This window comes from Bacillus sp. NP157 (assembly GCA_018889975.1).
Lineage (GTDB): Bacteria > Pseudomonadota > Gammaproteobacteria > Xanthomonadales > Rhodanobacteraceae > Luteibacter.
Genome location: CP076546.1, coordinates 2,209,583 through 2,232,104, shown reverse-complemented (window position 1 = coordinate 2,232,104; position 22,522 = coordinate 2,209,583). Strand labels below are relative to the sequence as shown.

The window sequence follows — 22,522 nt, the reverse complement described above, 5'->3', positions numbered from 1 at the left end:
GGGGTGGGGGATGGGAAATGGGGGCGCGGGCTTGGGCGTGACAGCCGTCTCGCGCTAGGCCGCCCGGGCTTTCCGATTCTCGAACGCCTGCAGGTGCGCCCATGCCGTTTCCAGCATCGGTGCCTTGATCCCCTGCGCATGCGCCCGGCGCAACATGTCGCCGACGATGTGGTCGCCTTCGATCCGCTGGCCTGACTCCAGGTCGCGCAGCATCGACGCGGTCAACGGCGAGCCCTCCTGCGTCAGTACTTTCCACGCCATGCCGCGCGCCTGGTCCGGCACGGCCTGGCCCGAGGCGCGCGCCACGGCAAGGCATTCGTCGTAAAGCTGCTCGGTCAGGCGACGCCCGTCGTCGGTCCCGACGATGTCGCCGATGCTCGCCCGGAACAGGCAGGTGGCGCCGGCCAGCGTGGTGAGGAAGGTGAACTTCGCCCACAGGTCGCGGCCGATGTCCGCTGAATGGACATGGTCGACCTTAGCCGCAGCGAAGGCTTCGGCCAGTGTCTCGCAGCGACCGCCGTGGCTGGCGCCGTCGCGTTCGCCAAAGGTGACCGAGGCACCGTTGCCGTAGTGCATGACTTCGCCATCGGGCCCTTTGCCTGCGCTGATGACGCACATGCCACCGATGACCTTGTCGGGGCCGAAGCGCGCGTCCAGCACGGGGTAATGCGCAAGGCCGTTGAGGATGGGGACGATGGCCGTGCCTTCGCCCACCGCCGGGTCGATCGCCTCGATCGCCGAGTGCAGGTCGTAGGCCTTGCATGAAAGCAGCACGAGGTCGAAGGTGCCCGCATCGCCCACGGTCTCGGCCGTGACGTGGTTCACCCGTAAGGTGGCGTCGCCGAAGGGGCTGCGGATGACCAGGCCTTTTTCGTCCAGCACGGCTGCCCGGGCAGGGCGGACGAGGAAGGTGACGTCGAGGCCGGCCTGGGCAAGGCGCCCGCCGAAGTAACCGCCGGTCCCGCCGGCGCCGAGGACCAGGATACGCATGGCGGTTTAGCCTCGCGGGGGAAGGATGAAGGCAGCCAGCACGCGGCGACCTTCGCCGGAGAGCAGGCTGTAGGTGCGGGCGGCGGCGCCGCTGGTCATGGCTTCGACGCCGATGCCACGGCGCAGGAAGCCGGCCATCACCTCGGCCGAGGGGAACACCTGGCGCTCGCCGGTGCCGATCACGACGATGTCCGGCTTCAGGGCGACGATGGTCTCGACGTCGGCGAGACTCATCTGCTTCGCGTCGGTCACCGGCCAGTCTTCCACCACCTGTTCGGGGGTGATCAGCAGGCTGGCGTGGAAGTCGCGGTCGACCACCGTGACGGTGTCGGCGCTGACCCGGCGTACGAAGAGGTATTCGCCGGGGCGATCAAGCGAGAGGTCCATGACGGCTTACCGGGGCAGGGCGAGCTTCGGATCCTGTTCGTTACGGCGGAACAGGACGACGACGTGGCCGATTTCCTGGACGGTTTCGGCACGGGTCTCGCCAGCGAGGAAGGCAATCTGCGCCTGGCGCTCTTCCTTGTCGCCGCCAGACAGCTTCACCTTGACCAGCTCATGCTGGTCCAGGGCGTTGCCCAGTTCCTTGGCCACGGCCTCGGTGGCACCCTTGTTGCCAAGCAGGATCACCGGGGAAAGGTCATGCGCCAGGCTGCGGAGGTAGCGGCGCTGCGTAGGGGAGAGCGACATTGCGTTCAGGTTCGATTCGCGGGGGAGAGGGCCCAAAGGGTATCATGCGCGCCCCCCTCTCTTCTTTATCTGGCGGATTCCCCGGCCGATGGCACGCAGTAAAAGCAGCTCCCGCTGGCTCAAGGAGCACTTCGACGATCCCTATGTGAAACGCGCCCAGGCGGAGGGGATGCGTTCGCGCGCCGTTTTCAAGCTGGAAGAAGTGCTTGAGAAAGATCGCCTGATCAAGCCTGGCATGACCATCGTCGACCTGGGCGCCGCCCCGGGTGGCTGGTCCCAGCTGGCCCGCAAGCGCCTGGGCGAGACGGGCAAGGTCATCGCCCTGGACATCCTGCCCATGGTCGGTTTGTCGGGCGTGGACTTCATGCAGGGCGATTTCCGCGAAGAAAGCGTCCTGCGCGAGCTCGAAGGCATGCTGGACGGCAATAAGGTCGATCTTGTGCTGTCCGACATGGCCCCCAATATGTCGGGTGTGGCCCTCGCCGACCAGATCCGCGCCATGGACCTCTGCGACCTCGCCCGGCAATTTGCCCTGGACTGGCTGACGCCCGGGGGCTCGTTCCTGGTGAAACTGTTCCAGGGGCCGGGTTTCGACGAGTACCTAAAGACCTTGCGCGCCGACTTCAGTCGCGTGACGATGCGTAAACCGAAGGCCTCCCGCGCGCGTTCGCGAGAGGTCTATGCGCTGGGGACCGGACTGAAATCCGCGAACCGGCAACCTGGCGAGAACCGCGCATGAATGAGATGGCTAAAAACCTGTTGCTCTGGCTGATCATCGCGGTGGTTTTGCTTACCGTCTTCCAGACCTTCAATCCCCACAGCGGCGCGTCGCAGGACATGTCCTACACCGCGTTCGCCCAGCAGGTGGATAACGGTAACGTGGCCAACGCCACGATCACCTCGTCCGCACCGCCCACCATCACCGGCAAGCTGAAAGACGGTGGCAGCTACCGCACCGTGGTGCCGGTGGTTGGCCTGTCCACCAGCGACCTGGTCAAGCAGATGCGCGACAAGGGCGTCGAGCTTCGCCAGGAGCCTGCCGACAACGGCTTCTCGTTGATCGGCCTGCTGTTCAACTGGCTGCCCATCATCATCTTCGTCGCCGTGCTGATCTGGTTCATGCGCCAGATGCAGGCGGGGTCGGGTGGTCGCGGCGCCATGAGCTTCGGCCGCTCGCGGGCCAAGCTGCAGGGCGAAGACCAGGTCAAGGTCAACTTCAGCGACGTCGCCGGTTGCGACGAAGCCAAGGAAGAAGTCGGCGAACTGGTCGAGTTCCTGCGCGACCCGGGCAAGTTCCAGAAGCTGGGCGGCAAGATCCCGCGCGGCGTCCTGATGGTCGGCCCCCCGGGTACCGGCAAGACGCTGCTGGCCAAGGCCATCGCCGGCGAAGCCAAGGTGCCGTTCTTCTCCATTTCCGGTTCCGACTTCGTCGAGATGTTCGTCGGCGTGGGCGCAAGCCGCGTCCGCGACATGTTCGAGCAGGCCAAGAAGCACGCGCCCTGCATCATCTTCATCGATGAAATCGATGCGGTCGGCCGCCACCGCGGCGCCGGCATGGGCGGTGGCCACGACGAGCGTGAGCAGACCCTCAACCAGCTGCTGGTTGAGATGGACGGTTTCGAAGGCACCGAAGGCATCATCGTCATCGCCGCCACCAACCGTCCGGACGTGCTCGACCCGGCACTGCTGCGTCCGGGCCGCTTCGACCGCCAGGTCGTCGTGGGCCTGCCGGACGTGAAGGGCCGTGAGCAGATCCTCAAGGTGCACATGCGCAAGGTGCCGACCGCTGCCGACGTCGAACCGATGACGATCGCCCGCGGTACGCCTGGCTTCTCCGGTGCGGACCTGGCCAACCTCGTCAACGAGGCTGCACTGTTCGCGGCACGCGAGAACGCCCGCGAAGTGCGCATGAGCCACATGGACCGCGCCCGCGACAAGATCCTCATGGGTGCCGAGCGCCGCTCCATGGCGATGAACGACGAAGAGAAGCGGCTGACCGCGTACCACGAAGCGGGCCACGCGATCATCGGTCGCCTCGTGCCCGAGCACGACCCGGTCTACAAGGTCACGATCATCCCGCGCGGTCGCGCCCTGGGCGTCACCATGTACCTGCCGGAAGGCGATCGCTACAGCATGAACAAGGTGGCGATCGAATCGCAGCTGGCGTCGCTGTACGGCGGCCGCGTGGCGGAAGAGGTCATCTTCGGGCACGACAAGATCACCACGGGTGCGTCGAACGACATCGAGCGTGCCACCAAGATGGCGCGCAACATGGCCACGAAGTGGGGCCTGTCGGACGAGCTTGGCCCGGTGATGTACGGCGAAGAGGAAGACGAGGTCTTCATCGGTCGCTCCGTCACGCAGCACAAGAGCGTCTCCAACGAGACCGCCCGCAAGATCGACGAAGTGGTGCGCACGATCCTCGATCGCGCCTACGCGCGCAGCAAGGACCTGCTCACCTCCAACATCGACAAGCTGCACGCGATGGCCGAGGCACTGCTGCTGTACGAAACCATCGACGCGCGCCAGATCGACGACATCATGAATGGTCGCGAGCCTGGGCCGCCGGCTGACTGGCAGAAGCCCGGGTCCACCCCGCCGCCTCCGCCGCCGCCTCGCGGCGATTCCGGGGCCACCGACAAGGTCGGCAAGCCGGCGACGCAGCTGTAAAAGGGAAGGGCGGCCGTTGGTCGCCCTTCTTCGTTATCGATCGACGGAAAAAATCGCCTTCGATGCGGTCGGCTCAAACCCCGCTGCGACAATGATTTAGCCGTCCATTTAGCCCAATCGTTACCGTTGCGCGAAAAAAAGTTTCAGAAAAGTGTTGACGCACACCCTCGATATCTGAATAATTCCGCTTCTCGACACGGCGCCAACGCTTCGCAGCGGTGGTCACCGGGTCAAAGGTTTTAAGTGTGCGCCCGTAGCTCAGTTGGATAGAGTACCAGGCTACGAACTTGGTGGTCGGGAGTTCGAATCTCTCCGGGCGCACCATTTTTAAACCGATATCGACGTGCTTGCGCATCGGTATCGGCCGCGGAAAGTGTGGTGTGTTCATACGGATTGACGGGCTAGGCTTTGACCCGTAGCATCTGAAGGCTTCACCCGGCGGTATCGGTGACGCTTTAAGGTTTCGGGGTATAGCTCAGTCTGGTAGAGCGCCAGCTTTGGGAGCTGGATGTCGGGGGTTCGAATCCCTCTGCCCCGACCAATTGGTGCTCTACGTACAGTGCCTGCGCCTGTAGCTCAACCGGATAGAGCATCGGCCTTCTAAGCCGACGGTTGCAGGTTCGATTCCTGTCGGGCGCGCCAGTTCAGGTTTATGGTGGGCGTAGCTCAGTTGGTTAGAGTACCGGATTGTGATTCCGGATGTCGTGGGTTCGAATCCCATCGTCCACCCCACTTTTAGTTGTACAATTTAGTTTACGGGCCGTTAGCTCAGTTGGTAGAGCAGTTGACTCTTAATCAATTGGTCGTAAGTTCGAATCTTACACGGCCCACCAATTTGAATAAGGCACTTAGAGCAATCTAAGTGCCTTTTTCTTTTGTCCTGATTTCGCATACGGCTTTTCCTTGGCCGCGGGTTCTGCCATCCATGATCATCCAAGACCGTCCGTCGGGACGCGCGAAGTGGGCACTGCCAGCATGGTTGCTGGGCGCCATCGTCGCCGTATACATCCTGGCGATACTGAATCGCAGCCTGTGGACCGAGGTGCACCAGGCACTGTCCGCCTCGAGCGGCGTGGATGGATTCTGGGCCCTCAGCGTTACCGTTTTTTGTCGGTTGGTCGGCAACCTCGTCCTGACCCTGGCCCTGGTGATGTGGCCGCGGATCGGCAAGCCCTTGCTGGCCCTGCTCATCCTCGTCTCGGCGGCTAGCGCGTACTACGCCTCGACCTTCGGCGTGCGGCTCAACGAGGAGATCATCCAGAGCATCTTCGAGACGACGCGTGCGGAAGCCGCGGCGCTGATCACGCTCGGCTCGGTGGGCTGGATCACGCTGTTCGGTATCCTGCCGGCGGTGCTCGTGCTGATGGTGCCCGTGCGCTTCATGCCCATGTGGCGCAGCCTCGCCGTGCGGACGGCGGTCATCCTCGGCGCCGTCGTGCTGCTACTGGTGCCGCCGATGCTGGCCGGGCGCAACTACGTCTACTTCGAGCGCAACCATCGCCCGATGTACGAGGTGTTCAACCCGTACGCCGCGCTCAGTGGCACGTTCCACTACCTGCAGCGCGATGTGTTCCGCAAGAAGCGGACGATGGTGCCGATCGGTACCGATGCGACCCTTGCACCGAATGCCGCCATGGCCGCACGCAAGCGGGTCGTCGTGCTGGTGGTGGGCGAGACCGCGCGTGCGGAAAACCAGTCGTTGCAGGGCTACGCGCGCGAGACGAATCCCGAGATGAAGCGGGCAGGGGCGATTTACTTCAGCGATGCATGGTCGTGCGGTACGGCGACCACCGTGTCCGTGCCCTGCATGTTCTCCGACATGACCCGCGAGAAGTTCGATAAGCCGGTGGCGAAGGCGCACTGGAATGCGCTCGATGTCCTGCAGCATGCAGGCGTGGACGTGTTCTGGCGCGACAACGACGAGGGTTGCAAGGACGTTTGCGCGCGCGTGCCCAACGATGACCTGACCAACGAGAAGGTCGCCGGCCTGTGCGACGCCGATGGCTGCATCGACCAGGTGCTGATCGAGGACCTGCCCGAACGCCTCGCGAAGATGCGCTCGCCCGCGCTGCTCGTGTTGCACATCAAGGGCAGCCACGGCCCGTCCTATTTCCAGCGCTACCCGGCCGAGTTCAACGTGTTCAAGCCCGGCTGCGACACCGCCGAGGTGCAGACCTGCACCTACGCGCAGACGGTCGCCAGCTACGACAACACGATCCTGTACACCGATCACATCCTTGGCAAGGTGGTCGACGCGCTCAAGGCCGAGCCCGACGTCGACAGCGCCATGATGTACCTCTCCGACCACGGCGAATCGCTGGGCGAGAAGGATGTCTACCTGCACGGCGCCGACTGGGCCACGGCACCCAGCCAGCAGAAGCACATCCCGATGCTGATGTGGCTGTCGCCCGGTTGGGTCCGCGACGCCGGGATCCGACTGGCGTGCGTCGACCAGCGCCGCGTACAGCCGGCCAGCCAGGACAACGTGTTCCACACCCTGCTTGGCTTCTTCGATACCCGCACCACGGTGTACAAGCCGGACCTGGACCTGCTGGCAGGTTGCCGGGGCTGAGCCAGGGAAGCCTGGGATTGCCAGGGTCGCGCGCGGTGGACCGGTGACCGCGCACCACCTAGAATGGCGCCGCGAAGCGAGAGTGGCGGAATTGGTAGACGCACCAGATTTAGGTTCTGGCGGAGAAATCCGTGGGGGTTCGAGTCCCCCCTTTCGCACCAACGTGTGTGGGACACCCTGGCCAGCCAGGGTTTTCGTTAGTCACAGCAGGACGGCCGTGTTTGGTTTCCGGCCCGAACGGTCGCGATTTCGCTCTTCTGCACGAATTCCTTGCTTGTAATCTCTCCCCGGGCGTCTTGCCGCACCTCGGTCGTGAACCGCTGCTCATAAGCCGCGCTAAAGACCCCGCCGCGAGAGAGATCGTAGTCGGCCGCCAGGTCGAGGTCGTGAGTGACGAACTGCCCCGGCAAAAGCTTCAGGTAGTAAGTATCCGGGTCATCCGGGATCACCTTCACGTACCGGCCAATGAACGGTGCCGGTTGGCCCGTGCGATCGCGCACATCGAAAAGATTGTTCTGCAAGTGACCGTCAGGCGTCACCGTCGGTGTGAACGGTTTCGGCAGGTATGCGGGCACGTTCCCGATATTCCGGATCGTCACCGTGACGACACTGGATGGTGCGCTGTTCGATATCGAACGGCCGATGACCTGCACATCGAGCATTTGAGCGGCAGAAGCGAGCCGGCTCGTTGAAAGCAGTGCAGCCGCCACGGCAATCCATGCGATCGGAACCTGTCGTTTCAATGCCTCTCTCCATGCATGCGCCGCCTGCGGTCGATCAGAACACATTCAACGCGAGGATGAGCGCGACCAGGAATACCGCCATGCCGATGATCATCCAGAACGGATACCAATACGCCGTGTGGAACAGCTTGTCGATCTCGCCACGCAAGGCCATGGAATCCATGCTGCATGGGTCAGCTGGATAGCGCTGGCGAGATGTGTTCGACCATACGTCTTCCTGACGCGTACCTCTGTCCTGATCCGTCACCGTCGTCCGTTCCTATCCATTGAAGCCGAGGGAACGGACGATACGCACCAGGCGACGCCTGGGGTATCGGCGTCAATCCATGGCGCGTGTAGGAAAACCCTTATCTAAGCGGCCGAAGGCGCGCCGGTACGCCGTGCAACGACGTTTGCGAGCAGGGCCAGCGCGGCGGTGATCGCGAAGTTCGCGCCGAAGGCCATCGTGGCCGAAACGTTGAGCAAAGCCGCAAACAACGAGCCGCCGATGGCGAGCGTCGACGCGACCGCCAGCGACTCGCACAACTGCAGGGCCGAACTGTTCGTGCCTTGTTCGTGTGCTGCGGACATCGACAGCGCGAGCGTCGACACCGTGCCGTAGACCATGCCGATACCGAGCCCGGTGGTCAGCCAGCCGAGCACCGCAAGCGGCACGGGAACGAACGAGAACGTGGCCAGGCCGGTGACGATGCTGCCGAGGGCAAGCAAGGCCGTGCCGCGGTAGAGCAGGGCCTGGCGCGAGATCTTCGCCAGGTGGCCCTGGTACCACGAGCCCGAGAACCAGCCGACGGCGCCGACGCTGATGCCGATCCCGGACCAGGTGGGCGACAGGCCGTGTTGCTGCGAAAACACCAGCGGCAGGAATGCTTCCGCGCCGAAGAACGACGATGCCACCAGGCCGCGCAGGCCGACGAGGGCGGGAAGCCCACGCGCCGCGCGCAGCGTGCCGGTCGGCAGGAGGCGCCGGCCGCATCCGATGAGGAGCAGCACCGCGGGAGCGAACAGCGCGAGGGCAAGCCAGCCGCGTTCCTGGCCGGCGACGAACATCAGGCAGGCGCCGAGCGATGCACCGAACGCGTTGAGCATGCGACCCGGCTTCGCGTCGGCGTGGTGCGTCGGTGCTTCCAGCGTACGCAAGGCACCGCGCACGCCGAGCGCCGCGGGGATCGCCAGCAGCGGCACGCCAAGGAAGACCCAGCGCCAGCCGGCGTGCTCGACGATCAGGCCGCTGATCGCGGGGCCGATCAGTGCCGGCACGACCCAGCCTGCGGAGAACGAGGCGAAGACCCTCGGCCGCAGATGGTCGGGGTAGAGGCGTCCGACGATGACATAGAGCGCCGGGGACAGCAGGCCCATGCCGAGGCCCTGGATCAGCCGGCCGAGCAACAGCATCGTCATGCCATGGGCGAAGCCGGCCACGAGCAGGCCGAGGATGAAGCCGGCCAGGCCGGTCCACATCGCTGGCGCAGGCCCGCGCTGGTCGCTCCATCGCCCGGAAACCACCATGCCGATGACGCTGGTCGCCAGCACGCCGCCGAAGGCGAGGGCGTATATACGCAGGCCGTCGAGCTCGCGGGCAACCGTGGGCATGGCCGTCGTGACCGCGAGCGCCTCGAAGGCCAGCAGCGAGATCAGGGCCACCATGCCAAGGGTGGCGGCGCGGTAGCGGGGAGCGAGGATGCCTTCGGCGGTGGGCGGGGAGGGGTCGAGCAGCTTGGGGTCGGACGTGCCCACGTTCATGTTCAATCCTTGGGGAATGGCCATTGTCTCACGCTTGCGCGCGGCGACAGGAGGCCGCAGGATCGGACCTTAACCATGGTTGAGGTCAAGCGATGCGCGAGCTGAGCGTGGGTGAAGCGGCAAGGCGAGCCGGCGTGGCAGTGTCCGCCTTGCACTTTTATGAGCGGAAGGGGCTGATCCACAGCCTGCGGACCCCAGGCAACCAGCGTCGATACCACGCCGACGTGCTCCGCCGGCTCGCGATCATCCGCGCCGCCCAGCGGGTGGGCATTCCGCTCGAGCCCGTCGGGGAAGCGTTCGCCGGCCTCCCGGCCGGTAGGGCGCCGGGTCGCGACGACTGGGCGGCCCTCTCGGCCCGCTGGCGCGAGGACCTCGACGAACGGACCGCCCAGCTCACCAACCTGCGAGACCGGCTGGGCGATTGCATCGGCTGCGGCTGCCTTTCCCTGACGGCTTGCGCCCTCGCCAATCCCGGCGATGCACTGGCAAAGGAGGGGGGTGGTCCCCGGCGCTGGAACCGGGCTTGAGCCCTGTTGCGGGGGTGTGATGGCAAAACGTAGAATGGGCAGTCATTTGCGGGGTTTTTCGCCAGTACCGGCTGCGGCCGGGGTAGGGCCAGGCGCTCGCGGTGAAACCCTTGGTTTTCGGTCAAGGCGACGGATGTCGCCATCGCGCCGCGTTTTGCGGCGGTTTCAGGAGAGGTCATGCAGGTTTCGGTTGAGAATGTCGGCAAGCTCGGGCGCAAGCTCACGGTGAAGTTCCCGGCCGAGCGCCTGGAGGCGCAGGTCTCCGAGCGCATCGCGGAAATGGGCCGCACGGTCCGCCTGAAGGGCTTCCGTCCGGGCAAGGTGCCCACCACGGTGATCAAGCAGCGCTTCGGCGCGCAGGTCCGTGGCGAGGCCTTGTCCGACCTGATCGGCACCACGCTGCGCGAAGCGGTCACGCAGGAAAAGCTGCAGCCGATCGCCAACCCGTCGGTGGACACCACGGGCAACCCGGTCGACGGCGAAATCGCCTACACCGCCACGTTCGAAATCATGCCGGAGTTCCCGGCCATCGACGTCGCCTCCCTTGAGATTAACCGTCCCAAGGCCGAGGTGAAGGATTCGGACATCGACAAGATGATCGAAACCCTGCGCACCCAGCGTCGCAGCTTCGACGAAGTCGCCCGCGCTTCGAAGGAAGGCGATTTCGTCATGTTCGAATACGCCGCCGAATCCGGCGACTACCGCTTCCCGGCCGAAGGCCTGGAGCGTGCCGGCAGCGTGATCGGCTCGGGCACCCTGTTCAAGGCCCTCGACGAGGCCCTGACCGGCCGCTCGGCCGGCGAAGACCTCGTCCAGGACGTGGCTTTCCCGGAAGACTTCCGTAACCCGGACCTCGCCGGCAAGACCGCCAAGGTCACCTTCAAGATCGTGAAGGTGCAGGAGCCGAACCTCCCGGCGGTGGACGACGAGTTCATCCAGCTGTTCGGCGTGGCCGATGGCAGCATCGACACCTTCCGCAAGGAAGTGCGGGCCAACCTCGAGCGCGAGCTGAAGGCGACCCTGATGGCCCGCCTGAAGTCCGAAGTGGCCGAGAAGCTGGCCGGCGCCTACGCCGAGCTGGACGTGCCCGACCTGATGGCCGATGCCGAGGCGCAGAGCCTGGCCGCCGGCAACCTCCCGCGCGGCCAGCAGCCGTCGCCGGAGATGGTCGCTGAAGCCCTGCCGTTCGCCCGCAAGCGCGTCATTGCCGCGCTGCTGATGGGTGAGATCGCCCGCAAGAACGAGCTTCGCCTGGACCGCAAGCGCATGGGCGAAATGCTCGCAGCGATTGCCTCTACCTATGAAGAGCCGGAAAAGGTCATTGAACTGTATAACGGTGACCCCCAACTGATGCAGGGACTGCAGAACCGCGTGATGGAAGACCAGGTCGCGGAGTGGGTGGCGGACAACGCCAAGTCCACCGACCAGGAGCTGGGCTTCGACGAGGTAATGCGGCCGATCGGCGCGTAAGTCAGCGCGCCGCTGTACAGTATCAACCGGGCCCCATACCTAGGAGAGACCCCATGTCCATGGCTCCGATCCAGAACCTCAACCTGGTGCCCATCGTCGTCGAACAGACCTCGCGCGGCGAGCGTTCGTACGACATTTACTCGCGCCTCCTCAAGGAGCGCGTGATCTTCGCGGTTGGCCCGGTCGACGACTACATGGCCAACGTGATCGTCGCGCAGCTCCTGTTCCTTGAATCGGAAAACCCGGACAAGGACATCAACCTGTACATCAACAGCCCGGGTGGTTCCGTCACCGCGGGCATGGCGATCTACGACACGATGCAGTTCGTGAAGCCGGACGTCAGCACCATGTGCATCGGCCAGGCCGCCTCGATGGGCGCCCTGCTGCTGGCGGCGGGTGCGGCCGGCAAGCGTTACTCGCTGCCGCATTCGCGGATCATGATCCACCAGCCCTGGGCTGGCGGCATTTCCGGCCAGGCCACGGACATCGAGATCCACGCGCGTGAAATTCTCACGATGCGTGAGCGTCTCAATGCCATCCTGGCGAACCACAGCGGCAAGACGGTCGAGGAAATCGCCCGCGACACCGAGCGCGACCGCTTCATGAGCGGCGCGGAAGCCCAGGCTTACGGGCTGATCGACTCGGTCCTCGACAGGCGCACCGTTGACACCGTCAAGTCGGCTTGATTGGTTTTTTCGCTTGTGAAATCCAGCACTTCGCCCCGGCTTCCCGGGGCGGGGTGCTGTGCTATTCTCAAAGCGCATCTAGATCCTTAGTAGGGCCCAAAGCATGAGCGACGAGCGGCAAGGCCGTTCCAACGACGGCAAGATTCTGTACTGCTCCTTCTGCGGCAAGAGCCAGCACGAAGTGCGCAAGCTGATCGCCGGCCCCAGCGTGTTCATCTGCGACGAATGCGTTGAGCTGTGCAACGACATCATTCGCGAGGAACTGGAAGAGAAGGCGGCCTCCGGCCGGACCCAGCTTCCGAAGCCCCGCGAAATCATGGAAGCCCTCGACCAGTACGTGGTGGGCCAGACACGCGCCAAGAAAGCGCTGTCGGTGGCCGTCTATAACCACTACAAGCGCATGGAATCGCGCCAGAAGAACGACGACGTCGAGCTCGGCAAGTCGAACATCCTCCTGATCGGTCCGACCGGTTCGGGCAAGACGCTGCTGGCCGAAACGCTGGCGCGCCTGCTCAACGTGCCGTTCACCATCGCGGATGCCACGACGCTGACCGAAGCCGGCTATGTCGGCGAAGACGTCGAGAACATCATCCAGAAGCTCCTGCAGAAGTGCGACTACGACGTCGAGAAGGCGCAGAGCGGCATCGTTTACATCGATGAAATCGACAAGATCTCGCGCAAGAGCGAGAACCCGTCGATCACCCGCGACGTGTCCGGCGAAGGCGTGCAGCAGGCACTGCTGAAGCTGATCGAAGGCACGCTGGCTTCGGTGCCCCCGCAGGGTGGCCGCAAGCATCCGCAGCAGGAATTCCTGCAGGTCGATACGCGCAACATCCTCTTCATCTGCGGCGGCGCGTTTGCCGGCCTGGAGAAGGTGATCCAGCAGCGTAGCGAGACCACCGGCATCGGCTTCGGCGCCGAGGTCCGTTCGAAAGAGCGCACCGAGAACGTCGGCAAGATGCTGTCCGAGGTGGAACCGGCGGACCTGGTCCGGTTCGGTCTCATCCCGGAGTTCGTGGGTCGCCTGCCGGTCGTGGCCACGCTCGACGAGCTCGACGAGGCTGCCCTGGTGCAGATCCTCACCGAGCCGAAGAACGCCGTTACCAAGCAGTTCCGCAAGCTGTTCGACATGGAAGGTGCCGAGCTGGAATTCCGGCCGGAAGCGCTGTCCGCCATCGCCCGTCGCGCGCTCAAGCGCAAGACCGGTGCGCGCGGCCTGCGTACCATCCTCGAGCAGGTGCTGCTCGACACGATGTTCGAGCTGCCGTCGCTGGAGCATGTCAGCAAGGTGGTCGTCGACGATGCCGTCATCGATGGCCAGGCCGAGCCTTACCTGATCTACCGCGGCAACCTGCAGCAGCGGATCGCGGGCGAGGGTGGCGACGCGGCCTGATCGGCTTGTGCGCGATATCGGACGGCCCCGGCGCGGTGAGCGCCGGGGCCGTTTTCGTTTGTAGGCCGAGGCCTTGATGGTCCTCTCGTCAACCTCCACTTGACTAGCATGGTGGCTCCGGCGCAGTGTCGGGGCGAGCCCCACATCCTTTGAGGGAAACCCCAAAAACATGGCGAAGAATCGCAGCCAAACCACGAGCGAAGCCGCGCTGGACCTGTTGCCGGTCCTCCCCCTGCGCGATGTCGTGGTCTATCCGCACATGGTCATTCCGCTGTTCGTCGGGCGTGATAAATCCATGCGTGCGCTCGAGCAGGCGATGGAAGGTGAACGCCAGATCCTGCTGGTGGCGCAGAAGAGCCCCGATATCGACGACCCGACCATCGGCGACCTGCACCAGGTCGGCACGCTGGCTGGCGTCCTCCAGTTGCTGAAGCTGCCCGATGGCACCGTGAAGGTGCTGGTCGAGGGGCAATCGCGCGTCCAGATCGAAGCGTTCGAAGACGAAGCCGGCATGATGAGCGGCCGTGCCCGCGTGATCGAGCCCGTTTACACGAGCAACGAGCGCGAACTCGACGTGGTCTCGCGATCGCTGGTCTCGCTGTTCGAGCAGCTGGTCAAGCAGAGCCGCAAGCTGCCGCCGGAGATCCTGGCGACGCTGTCGGGCATCGACGATCCGTCGCGCCTGGCCGACTCCATCGCCGCGCATCTTTCCGTGCGCATGGGCGACAAGCAGCGCGTGCTCGAAACGGCCGACGTCGGCCAGCGCCTCGAGCTGCTGATCGGCCTCGTCGATGGCGAGATGGACCTGCAGCAGGTGGAGAAGCGCATCCGCGGCCGCGTGAAGTCGCAGATGGAAAAGAGCCAGCGCGAGTACTACCTCAACGAACAGATGAAGGCCATCCAGAAGGAACTGGGTGAGGGCGAAGACGGCACCAACGAGATCGAGGAGCTGCAGAAGAAGATCGATGCCGCCGGCATGCCCAAGGCCGTGCTCGCGAAGGCGCGCCAGGAATTCAACAAGCTCAAGCAGATGTCGCCGATGTCTGCCGAGGCCACCGTGGTGCGCAACTACCTTGATTGGGTGGTGGGCGTGCCGTGGAAGAAGCGCAGCAAGGTCCGCAAGGATCTCGCGCTCGCCCAGGAAACCCTCGACGCCGACCACTTCGGGCTGGAGAAGGTCAAGGAGCGCATCCTTGAATACCTGGCGGTGCAGCAGCGCGTGAACACGATGAAGGGCCCGATCCTCTGCCTGGTCGGTCCGCCCGGCGTCGGCAAGACCTCGCTCGGCCAGTCCATCGCCAAGGCGACGAACCGCAAGTTCGTCCGCATGAGCCTGGGTGGCGTGCGCGACGAAGCGGAAATCCGTGGCCATCGCCGTACGTACATCGGTTCGATGCCGGGCCGCATCGTGCAGAACCTCAACAAGGTTGGCACGAAGAACCCGCTGTTCGTCCTCGACGAAATCGACAAGATGTCGATGGACTTCCGTGGCGACCCGTCGTCGGCGCTGCTGGAAGTGCTCGATCCGGAACAGAACAACGCCTTCAACGATCACTACCTCGAAGTCGACCTCGACCTGTCCGAAGTGATGTGGGTGGCGACCGCCAACTCGCTGAACATCCCGGGCCCGTTGCTGGACCGCATGGAAGTGATCCGCATCCCGGGTTACACCGAAGACGAAAAGCTCAACATCGCGCTGAAGTACCTCGTGCCGAAGCAGCTCAAGGCCAATGGCCTCGAGGGCGACGAGCTGTCGATCGCCGAAGATGCGCTGCGCGACATCGTGCGTTTCTACACGCGCGAATCGGGCGTGCGTAACCTCGAGCGCGAGATCTCCAAGATCTGCCGCAAGGTAGTGAAGGAGATCGCCCTGGGCACCGTGCCGGCCAGCGCGAAAGCGAAGGTCGCCAAGGCCCCGGCCAAGGCCGCGAAGGGCAAGGCACTCGCCCCGGGCAAGGTGCGCGTCGACGCGAGCAACCTTGACCACTACCTCGGCGTGCGTCGCTTCGACTTCGGTCGTGCCGAACAGCAGAACGAAGTGGGCCTGGTCACGGGCCTGGCCTGGACCCAGGTCGGTGGTGACCTGCTCAGCATCGAAGCCTCGGTGGTGCCGGGCAAGGGCCGCCTCGTCCACACCGGCCAGCTTGGCGATGTGATGAAGGAATCGATCCAGGCCGCGCTGAGCGTGGTGCGTGCACGTGCCGCGGGCCTGGGCATCGAGCCGGACTTCCACGAGAAGCTGGATATCCACATCCACGTGCCGGAAGGCGCGACGCCGAAGGATGGCCCCAGCGCAGGTATCGCGATGTGCACGGCGCTCGTGTCGGCCTTGACCAAGGTGCCGGTTCGCTCCGAAGTCGCGATGACCGGCGAGATCACCCTGCGTGGCCGCGTGCTGCCGATCGGTGGCCTGAAGGAAAAGCTGCTCGCTGCGCATCGCGGTGGCATCACCACGGTGATCATCCCGGACGAGAACAAGAAGGATCTGGTCGACCTGCCGGAGAACATCACCAGCTCGCTGGATATCCATCCGGTGAAGTGGATCGACGAAGTGCTCGACCTCGCGCTGGAGCGTCCCATCGGCCCGGTGAAAGCCGGCGAGGAAGGCAAGGGCGTCGCGGTGACGCGCAAGGCCGGCAAGGGCGGCAAAGGCAAGAATTCGCCGTCACTCACCCACTGATTTGCTGTATCGTTCCGCCTCCGCGAAAAGGGCGCACCTTTGAGGTGCGCTCTTTTTGTTTTCGCGGTCCTGTCATTAATCGCCCGCGATAATATTTTTCGTTGTCAGGCACAAGCCTCCCGAGTGGATGCACATGCGCTGAAAACGTTGGTATTGCTCGTGTTGCGGCCGGGGTAGGGCGCTGGTATAAAGACCACTCCGCCATTGCCCGCGCCGCAAGGGCGCCATGCATCGCGGGGTCGCCGGCCAAGCCCCTGGCAGGCCCGCAGACCTGACGTCTTTTCCTCCGGGATCGCCGTTCGGCGTTCCGAATTACCTTTAGGGAGTCACGTAATGAACAAATCCGAACTCGTCGCCGCCATCGCTGAAAAGGCCAATCTGAAGAAGATCGAAGCCGAGAACGCGCTCAATGCGTTCATCGAAGCGGTGGGCGAGAGCCTGGCGAAGGGCGAGAAGATCGCCATCGTGGGCTTTGGCTCGTTCGAGGTGCGTTCCCGCGCCGCCCGCACGGGCCGCAACCCGCGCACCAACGAAGAGATCAAGATCGCCGCTTCGAACGTCCCGGCCTTCAAGGCTGGCAACGATCTCAAGAAGGCCGTAAACTAACGAGTCTTGCGTTAGTGGGTGCTTAGCTCAGCGGTAGAGCGTCGCCTTTACACGGCGCTGGTCGGGGGTTCGATCCCCTCAGCACCCACCAAACGGAAGTGGAGTGGTAGTTCAGTCGGTTAGAATGCTGGCCTGTCACGCCGGAGGTCGCGGGTTCGAGTCCCGTCCACTCCGCCATTCGTCCTGCAAAGGCGCCCGCGTGGCGCCTTTGCTTTATCTACCGCCGGCAACGGTTTGCCGGTGCCACCTGTGCGAGTTGCATCATGCTGCAAGCCCTGCGTAACAAGATCCACGGTTGGCCCGCTGCCGTTGTCCTCGGCATCTGCGTTTTCGCAGTGGCCTTCTTCGGCATCGAGTCGTACTTCGTTTCGCGCGTGGACACCTACGTCGCGAAGGTGGACGACCACGAGATCACCCAGCAGGACTGGCAGAACCGCCTCACCGAACTGCGCCAGCAGCTCGCGGCCCAGCCGAATTCGCCCTACACCGTGGCGGACCTGGAAAAGCCCGAGCTGAAGAAGCAGATCCTCGACGGCATGATCAACCAGGTGTTGCTGCAGAAGGCGAACACCGATCTCGGTCTCGCCGTGTCCGACGCCTCCGTGCGCGACACCATCGGCAGCGACCAGGGTTTCGCCGTCGGTGGCCGCTTCAATCCCGATGCGTACCGCGCCGTGCTCGCCTCGCAGGGCATGTCGCCCTCGATGTACGAAGCCAAGGTGCGCGCCGACCTCGCCACGCAGATGCTGCCGGAGGCCATCTCGGCCACCACGCTGGTCAGCGATGCCGACGTCGACAATTTCTTCCGCTTGCACGACCAGCAGCGCGATCTGCGCTTCGTTGCGCTGGGCCGTCCGTCGCTCACGGATGCCACGGTGTCGGATAGCGACATCGACGCGTTCTACAAGTCGCACGTCGCCGACTACACCACGCCGGAGCAGGTCTCCGTGCAGTACCTGGAAGTGAAGCAGGACGCACTGAAGGTGGGCGAGCCCACCGACGACCAGCTCCACCAGTACTACGACAAGTTCAAGCAGCGCTATGCGCAGCCGGAACAGCGCCTGGCCTCGCACATCCTCGTCAACGTGCCGAAGAACGCCACGCCGGACCAGCAGAAGGCCGCGCTGGAAAAGGCAAAGAAGATCGCTGCCGAAGCCACGCCGGAAAACTTCGCCAAGCTGGCCACCGAGAACTCGGACGACGCGGGCTCGAAGCGTTCGGGTGGTGACCTGGGCTGGCTGGAAAAAGGCGTGACCAACCCGGCGTTCGACACCGCGCTCTTCAGCATGGCCAAGGGTGCCGTGAGCAAGGAGCCGATCCTTTCGCCGGACGAGGGTTACCACATCATCTGGGTGCGCGATGCGCGCGAGGGTGATGCCAAGCCGTTCGCGGAAGTGCGCGCGCAGCTCGCCACCGATTGGGCCAAGGCCGAAGGCGAGCGCCTGTACAACGAGAAGGCCGGCCAGATGGCGGACCTCGCCGAGCGCAACCCGGGCTCGCTCGATTCGGCCGCCAAGGAGCTGGGCCTGGAGATCAAGACCAGCCCGCTGTTCGGCCACAAGGGTGGCGAAGGCATCCCGCAGGATCCGAAGTTCGTCCAGGCGGCATTCGCCGAAGACGTGCTCAACCAGGGCAACAACTCGTCGCTGGTGCAGCTCGGCAAGGGCGACGCCATCATCATGCACCTGGCCAAGCACAACCCGGCCACGGCGCAGCCGCTCGCGTCGGTGAAGGACGCCATCCGTCAGCGCATCCTCGACGAGCGCGTCGAGACGCTTGCGAAGAAGCAGGCCGAAGAACTCGCCGTGAAGCTCGGCCAGGGCGGCGATGCCGCGGCGATCGCCGGCGCCCCGCTGCACACGGCCACCGGCCTGGTCCGCAACAAGCTGGGTGAAGCAAAGGATGTTCCGCCGGCCGTGCTGCGTGAAGCGTTCTCGCTGCCGCGTCCGGTGTCGGGCAAGGCAATCTGGTCGGCCGTCGCCATGGACAATGGCACCTATGCCCTGGTCTCGGTCGACAAGGTCACCGACGGTGACCCGTCGAAGGTCGCCAAGCCGGAGCGTGACGCGCTGCGCGGCCAGATGATGGATGCCATGGCTCGCGCCGCGACGATCGAATACCTGGATGCGCTACGCGCCAGGGCCAAGATCACCATCGCCACCGACCGCATGTGATCCACGAAAACCCCGCTTCGGCGGGGTTTTTTTTGCCTAGGCTTTCCAGCCGGGCTGGCCGGTCGATCCCCGGCTTTAACATGCGGCAGCGCATGGACCACGTCCCGATTTAGAATGGCGGTCTTACCGCGTCAAAGGGACAACCCGTGATCATCCAACCCAAGGTTCGTGGCTTCATCTGCACCACCGCCCATCCGGTCGGCTGTGCGAAGAATGTCGAAGAGCAGATCGCCATCACCAGGGCCAGCGGCAGCTTCGCCGATGGTCCGAAGAACGTGTTGGTGATCGGCTCGTCCACCGGCTACGGCCTGGCGTCGCGCATCACCGCGGCCTTCGGCCACGGTGCCGCGACCCTGGGTGTGTTTTTCGAGAAGCCGTCCAGCGATGCCAAGACCGGCACGGCCGGCTGGTACAACGCCAGCGCCTTCGATCGCCTCGCCCGCGAGGCTGGCCTGTTCGCGAAGTCGATCAACGGCGACGCCTTCGCCAACGAGACCCGCGCGAAGGCCATCGAGATCATCAGGAACGAGATGGGCGGCAAGGTCGACCTCGTCGTCTATTCGCTGGCCTCCCCGGTGCGCAAGCTGCCCGAAGGCACGGCGATGGGCGAACCTGGCACGCTGGTGCGTTCGGCCCTGAAGACGATGGGCGAGACGTTCACCGCATCGTCGGTCGACACCAACAAGAACGAAGTGATCCAGGCCACCGTCGAGCCGGCGAATCCGCAGGAAGTGCAGGACACCGTGACCGTCATGGGTGGCGAGGACTGGACGTTGTGGATCGATGCGCTGGCCGAGGCCGGCGTGCTCGCCGACAACGCCACCACGATCGCCTACAGCTACGTGGGTACCTCGATCACGTGGCCGATCTACTGGCACGGCACGCTGGGCCAGGCCAAGCAGCACCTGGACCGCACGGCGAAGTCGCTTGGCGAGCGCCATGCAGGCCTCAACCTGCGGTCGTACGTCGGCGTCATGAAGTCGGTGGTCACCCAGGCCAGCTCGGCCATCCCGGTGATCCCGCTCTACGTGTCGATGGTCTTCAAGATCATGAAGGCGAAGGGCATCCACGAGGGCACGATCGAACAGATCAATCGCCTGTTCCACGATCGCCTCTATCGCACCGACGGCAAACCGGCCGAAACCGATGCGGAAGGCCGCGTGCGCCTGGACGATTGGGAGCTGCGTGACGACGTGCAGGACGAGTGCAAGGCGCTCTGGCCGACGGTGACCACGCAGAACCTGTGGGACGACACCGACTACGCCGGCTACAAGCACGACTTCATCAAGCTGTTCGGGTTCGAGGTCGAGGGCGTGGATTACGCCGCCGATGTCAGTCCCGACGTGCAGTGGGACGTCGTCCAGCTCTGATCGACACCGGTGCGCGCGATGGACCCCATCGCGCGCAGGCGCGCTCCTGCATGCGTGGGCGGCAGTGGATGCCTTTCGCGCGCAGGCGCGCTCCTACATGAGTGGGCGGCTGTCGATTACCGGGAGGCGGTGAGCTTGAGGACCTGGCCGGGCTTCACGGCGGCGGTGTCCAGGTCGTTCCACTTCATCAGCTGTTCCACGCTGACCTGGTGGCGGCGCGCGATGGTCCACAGCGATTCGCCGTTGTTGACCTTGTAGACGATGGTCTTCGCTTCGTCTTTCTTCGCCGGCTTGCCCGATGCCTTCGCCAGCGTCTTCGCATTCCTTGCAGGCTTCGACGCCTTGGATGAGCCCTTCGTCGCCTTGCCCGTGGCCGCCCTGGCCGGCGCAGCATCGGCGACGGCGTCGTCGTCGGCCTGCGCGGCAGGCAGGTCGGCGACCGGATCCACCGGTCCCAGCTTGTACTGGTCGGCTGCCGTCTTCGGCAGCAGCAGCGACGAGGTGATCGTGCCCCGGGTGGTGCGGAACGCCGGGTTGAAATCGCGCAGGTCGTTCATCGACAGGCCCGACTGTTTCGCCGCCTGGGCGAGTGACTGCGGATTGTCGACCTTCACCACCTGCAGCGCGTCGTCGCGATCCTGCTTCGGCAGCTGCACGTTGAAGCGGGCCGGGTCGCGCACGACGCAGGCGATCGCCATGAGCTTGACCAGGTGTTCGCGGGTGTTCGCCTTCATCGGCACGTCGGGCAGGCCGTCGTAGGCCGTGGGACCGCCATGCTTGTCGATGGTTTTCTTCAGGCCGAACTCGCCGGCGTTATAGGCCACGTCGACCAGGCGCCAGTCGCCCAGGTCGTCGTAGTAACGGCGCATCATCGACATCACCGACTCGGTCGACTTGGTGATGTCCAGGCGCTCGTCGTAATTCTTGTCCACGCGCAAGCCAAGGGTGTGCGCCGTCTGCGGCATGATCTGCCACATGCCGGCCGGGCGGTTCTTCGCGCCGGGCACGTGGCGATACTGGCTTTCCACCCACGGCAACAGGGCGAACTCACCGGCCACGCTGTGCTGCATCGCCGACTTGTGCGCGTAGACGATCAGCGGAAGCACTTCGTTGATCTGCTGTTCGAAGCGGTTCGGCATCTTCGTGTAGGTACGCGCCCAGGCCATCACCTGCGGGTCGGCCTCGCAGCCGGGCATGGCGAAGCTGTCGCGCATGTCGCCCCAGAAGTCGGCCGGCGGGGCAGGCCGCGCCAGCTTGGGCGACATGTTCACGTCCTGCACCGTATCGATGGTGGACGGCGCGGCGGGCGTGGCCAGCGGGCCGATCGCGCGTGGCGGCGTGCCGGCGCAGGCACTGAGTGCGAGGGGTATCAGGGTCGGCAACAGCCGGCGTACCAGTGGATTCATGCGGTGAAGGTGTCCTTGGCCTGGCGTAGCGCGGCAAAGCGCTCCGCCCGCGTGGCGTGTTCCTTGCCATGGGCCACGGCCCAGCGGGCGACAGCCTCGCTGTCCACGCGCAGGAAGGGGTTGGTGGCGAGCTCGTCGGCGAGGCGGCTGGGCACGCTGGGGCGGCCCTCCTCGCGCAGGCGCGCCACCTCGTCACGACGGCGGCGCAGGGGGTCGTTCTCCGGATCCACGCTGAGCGCGAAGCGGATGTTCGACGCGGTGTATTCATGCGCGCAGCAGACCAGGGTCTCCGGCGGCAAATGGGCGAACTTGTCCAGCGAGGCCAGCATCTGCTCCGGCGTGCCTTCGAAGAGACGACCGCAGCCGACGCTGAAAAGCGTGTCGCCACAGAACAGGAAGCCTTCGCCGGCGTAGGCGATGTGCGACGTGGTGTGGCCCGGCACCTCGAGCACCTGGAACGTGGCATGCGGGCTATCCAGCACGACGGTATCGCCCTGGCCCACGATCTGCGTTTTGTAAGGAATGCGCGTATCGAGCGGCGCGATCACCTCGATGTCGTGGTCGCGCACGAGGTCGAACACGCCGCCGATGTGGTCGTTGTGGTGATGCGTGAGCAGGATCGCGCGCAACGTCCAGCCGCGCGCCTGCAGCGCAGCTTCGACGGGGGCGGCTTCACCGGGATCCACGACGAAAGCGTTGCCTTCGTCATCGGCGACCAGCCAGATGTAGTTGTCGCTCAAGGCCGCGACGGGAACCCATTGCATCGGGCGAACTCCGTGACGTCGATAGGGCGCGAACACCCAGG

18 protein-coding genes and 8 tRNA genes are annotated in these 22,522 nt (G+C 64.7%); 19 read left to right on the top strand and 7 right to left on the bottom strand.

From position 1 onward, the window contains the following. Positions 1-54: 54 nt before the first annotated feature. Genes panE through yhbY form a run of 3 tightly spaced genes read right to left on the bottom strand, consistent with a single transcriptional unit; the run spans position 55 to position 1,680 of the window. A complete protein-coding gene (gene panE, locus KPL74_10190) occupies positions 55-990 on the bottom strand; it encodes a 2-dehydropantoate 2-reductase (protein QWT22350.1) in 936 nt (311 codons plus the stop codon). Positions 991-996: 6 nt separating this feature from the next. Next, positions 997-1,377: an Mth938-like domain-containing protein gene (locus KPL74_10185; GenBank protein ID QWT22349.1), complete on the bottom strand. Its 381-nt coding sequence runs from the start codon at positions 1,375-1,377 to the stop codon at positions 997-999. A gap of 6 nt (positions 1,378-1,383) precedes the next feature. Then, entirely contained in the window at positions 1,384-1,680 is a 297-nt protein-coding gene (gene yhbY, locus KPL74_10180; protein ID QWT22348.1) for a ribosome assembly RNA-binding protein YhbY, read from the bottom strand. 88 nt (positions 1,681-1,768) lie between these two features. Here yhbY and rlmE point away from each other — a divergent pair, with 88 nt between their 5' ends. The 9 genes from rlmE (at position 1,769) to KPL74_10135 (ending at position 7,083) form a co-directional block, all read left to right on the top strand. Continuing rightward, a complete protein-coding gene (gene rlmE / locus KPL74_10175; protein ID QWT22347.1) occupies positions 1,769-2,419 on the top strand; it encodes a 23S rRNA (uridine(2552)-2'-O)-methyltransferase RlmE in 651 nt (216 codons plus the stop codon). Next, complete coding sequence (ftsH, locus tag KPL74_10170) at positions 2,416-4,350, top strand: ATP-dependent zinc metalloprotease FtsH (GenBank protein ID QWT22346.1); 1,935 nt, start codon at positions 2,416-2,418, stop codon at positions 4,348-4,350. Before rlmE ends, ftsH begins: the two co-directional genes overlap by 4 nt. Before the next feature lie 247 nt (positions 4,351-4,597). Further along, positions 4,598-4,674, top strand: a tRNA-Arg gene (locus KPL74_10165). A 140-nt stretch (positions 4,675-4,814) separates the two neighbouring features. Continuing rightward, positions 4,815-4,891, top strand: a tRNA-Pro gene (locus KPL74_10160). Between the two features lie 24 nt (positions 4,892-4,915). Then, positions 4,916-4,992, top strand: a tRNA-Arg gene (locus KPL74_10155). Positions 4,993-5,005: 13 nt separating this feature from the next. Next, a tRNA-His gene (locus KPL74_10150) sits at positions 5,006-5,082 on the top strand. A 25-nt stretch (positions 5,083-5,107) separates the two neighbouring features. Beyond that, positions 5,108-5,183: transfer RNA gene (locus KPL74_10145), tRNA-Lys, on the top strand. A gap of 92 nt (positions 5,184-5,275) precedes the next feature. Then, complete coding sequence (locus KPL74_10140) at positions 5,276-6,922, top strand: phosphoethanolamine--lipid A transferase (protein QWT22345.1); 1,647 nt, start codon at positions 5,276-5,278, stop codon at positions 6,920-6,922. 76 nt (positions 6,923-6,998) lie between these two features. Then, positions 6,999-7,083 (top strand) — tRNA-Leu (locus tag KPL74_10135). 36 nt (positions 7,084-7,119) lie between these two features. On the opposite strand, the gene KPL74_10130 is transcribed toward KPL74_10135, so the two are convergent. Beyond that, positions 7,120-7,665 (bottom strand): hypothetical protein, encoded by a 546-nt coding sequence (locus tag KPL74_10130; protein QWT22344.1) that lies wholly within the window; start codon positions 7,663-7,665, stop codon positions 7,120-7,122. Positions 7,666-8,016: 351 nt separating this feature from the next. Beyond that, positions 8,017-9,405 carry an MFS transporter gene (locus tag KPL74_10125; protein QWT22343.1) on the bottom strand — a complete coding sequence of 463 codons (1,389 nt, stop codon included), beginning with the start codon at positions 9,403-9,405 and terminating at the stop codon, positions 8,017-8,019. Positions 9,406-9,497: 92 nt separating this feature from the next. Here KPL74_10125 and soxR point away from each other — a divergent pair, with 92 nt between their 5' ends. The 10 genes from soxR (at position 9,498) to KPL74_10075 (ending at position 20,311) form a co-directional block, all read left to right on the top strand. Continuing rightward, positions 9,498-9,932, top strand: a complete 435-nt coding sequence (gene soxR / locus KPL74_10120; GenBank protein ID QWT22342.1) for a redox-sensitive transcriptional activator SoxR — start codon at positions 9,498-9,500, stop codon at positions 9,930-9,932. A 177-nt stretch (positions 9,933-10,109) separates the two neighbouring features. After that, the gene (gene tig, locus KPL74_10115; protein ID QWT22341.1) at positions 10,110-11,402 is read left to right on the top strand and encodes a trigger factor; all 1,293 of its coding nucleotides are present in this window, start codon (positions 10,110-10,112) and stop codon (positions 11,400-11,402) included. Between the two features lie 59 nt (positions 11,403-11,461). Beyond that, a complete protein-coding gene (clpP, locus tag KPL74_10110; GenBank protein QWT22602.1) occupies positions 11,462-12,088 on the top strand; it encodes an ATP-dependent Clp endopeptidase proteolytic subunit ClpP in 627 nt (208 codons plus the stop codon). A 103-nt stretch (positions 12,089-12,191) separates the two neighbouring features. Beyond that, positions 12,192-13,481: an ATP-dependent Clp protease ATP-binding subunit ClpX gene (clpX, locus tag KPL74_10105; GenBank protein QWT22340.1), complete on the top strand. Its 1,290-nt coding sequence runs from the start codon at positions 12,192-12,194 to the stop codon at positions 13,479-13,481. A gap of 169 nt (positions 13,482-13,650) precedes the next feature. Beyond that, on the top strand, positions 13,651-16,161 hold the full coding sequence (lon, locus tag KPL74_10100) for an endopeptidase La (protein ID QWT22339.1): 2,511 nt from the start codon (positions 13,651-13,653) through the stop codon (positions 16,159-16,161). Positions 16,162-16,494: 333 nt separating this feature from the next. Then, complete coding sequence (locus KPL74_10095) at positions 16,495-16,767, top strand: HU family DNA-binding protein (GenBank protein QWT22338.1); 273 nt, start codon at positions 16,495-16,497, stop codon at positions 16,765-16,767. 16 nt (positions 16,768-16,783) lie between these two features. Continuing rightward, positions 16,784-16,858, top strand: a tRNA-Val gene (locus KPL74_10090). Between the two features lie 9 nt (positions 16,859-16,867). Continuing rightward, a tRNA-Asp gene (locus KPL74_10085) sits at positions 16,868-16,944 on the top strand. Between the two features lie 86 nt (positions 16,945-17,030). Continuing rightward, positions 17,031-18,941 carry a SurA N-terminal domain-containing protein gene (locus KPL74_10080; GenBank protein ID QWT22337.1) on the top strand — a complete coding sequence of 637 codons (1,911 nt, stop codon included), beginning with the start codon at positions 17,031-17,033 and terminating at the stop codon, positions 18,939-18,941. Between the two features lie 146 nt (positions 18,942-19,087). Further along, entirely contained in the window at positions 19,088-20,311 is a 1,224-nt protein-coding gene (locus KPL74_10075) for a trans-2-enoyl-CoA reductase family protein (protein QWT22336.1), read from the top strand. 116 nt (positions 20,312-20,427) lie between these two features. On the opposite strand, the gene KPL74_10070 is transcribed toward KPL74_10075, so the two are convergent. After that, on the bottom strand, positions 20,428-21,717 hold the full coding sequence (locus KPL74_10070; protein QWT22335.1) for a transglycosylase SLT domain-containing protein: 1,290 nt from the start codon (positions 21,715-21,717) through the stop codon (positions 20,428-20,430). Continuing rightward, positions 21,714-22,481 carry a hydroxyacylglutathione hydrolase gene (gene gloB / locus KPL74_10065; protein ID QWT22334.1) on the bottom strand — a complete coding sequence of 256 codons (768 nt, stop codon included), beginning with the start codon at positions 22,479-22,481 and terminating at the stop codon, positions 21,714-21,716. Before gloB ends, KPL74_10070 begins: the two co-directional genes overlap by 4 nt. Positions 22,482-22,522 lie beyond the last annotated feature (41 nt).

Bases quoted from the DNA above. Each gene is read 5' to 3' on its own strand.
- KPL74_10140 (QWT22345.1), top strand. From the start codon at position 5,276: ATGATCATCCAAGACCGTCCGTCGGGACGCGCGAAGTGGGCACTGCCA.
- clpP (QWT22602.1), top strand. From the start codon at position 11,462: ATGGCTCCGATCCAGAACCTCAACCTGGTGCCCATCGTCGTCGAACAG.
- clpX (QWT22340.1), top strand. From the start codon at position 12,192: ATGAGCGACGAGCGGCAAGGCCGTTCCAACGACGGCAAGATTCTGTAC.
- gloB (QWT22334.1), bottom strand. From the start codon at position 22,481: ATGCAATGGGTTCCCGTCGCGGCCTTGAGCGACAACTACATCTGGCTG.
- tig (QWT22341.1), top strand. From the start codon at position 10,110: ATGCAGGTTTCGGTTGAGAATGTCGGCAAGCTCGGGCGCAAGCTCACG.
- panE (QWT22350.1), bottom strand. From the start codon at position 990: ATGCGTATCCTGGTCCTCGGCGCCGGCGGGACCGGCGGTTACTTCGGC.
- ftsH (QWT22346.1), top strand. From the start codon at position 2,416: ATGAATGAGATGGCTAAAAACCTGTTGCTCTGGCTGATCATCGCGGTG.
- KPL74_10095 (QWT22338.1), top strand. From the start codon at position 16,495: ATGAACAAATCCGAACTCGTCGCCGCCATCGCTGAAAAGGCCAATCTG.
- yhbY (QWT22348.1), bottom strand. From the start codon at position 1,680: ATGTCGCTCTCCCCTACGCAGCGCCGCTACCTCCGCAGCCTGGCGCAT.
- lon (QWT22339.1), top strand. From the start codon at position 13,651: ATGGCGAAGAATCGCAGCCAAACCACGAGCGAAGCCGCGCTGGACCTG.
- KPL74_10080 (QWT22337.1), top strand. From the start codon at position 17,031: ATGCTGCAAGCCCTGCGTAACAAGATCCACGGTTGGCCCGCTGCCGTT.
- KPL74_10070 (QWT22335.1), bottom strand. From the start codon at position 21,717: ATGAATCCACTGGTACGCCGGCTGTTGCCGACCCTGATACCCCTCGCA.
- rlmE (QWT22347.1), top strand. From the start codon at position 1,769: ATGGCACGCAGTAAAAGCAGCTCCCGCTGGCTCAAGGAGCACTTCGAC.
- KPL74_10185 (QWT22349.1), bottom strand. From the start codon at position 1,377: ATGGACCTCTCGCTTGATCGCCCCGGCGAATACCTCTTCGTACGCCGG.
- soxR (QWT22342.1), top strand. From the start codon at position 9,498: ATGCGCGAGCTGAGCGTGGGTGAAGCGGCAAGGCGAGCCGGCGTGGCA.
- KPL74_10125 (QWT22343.1), bottom strand. From the start codon at position 9,405: ATGAACGTGGGCACGTCCGACCCCAAGCTGCTCGACCCCTCCCCGCCC.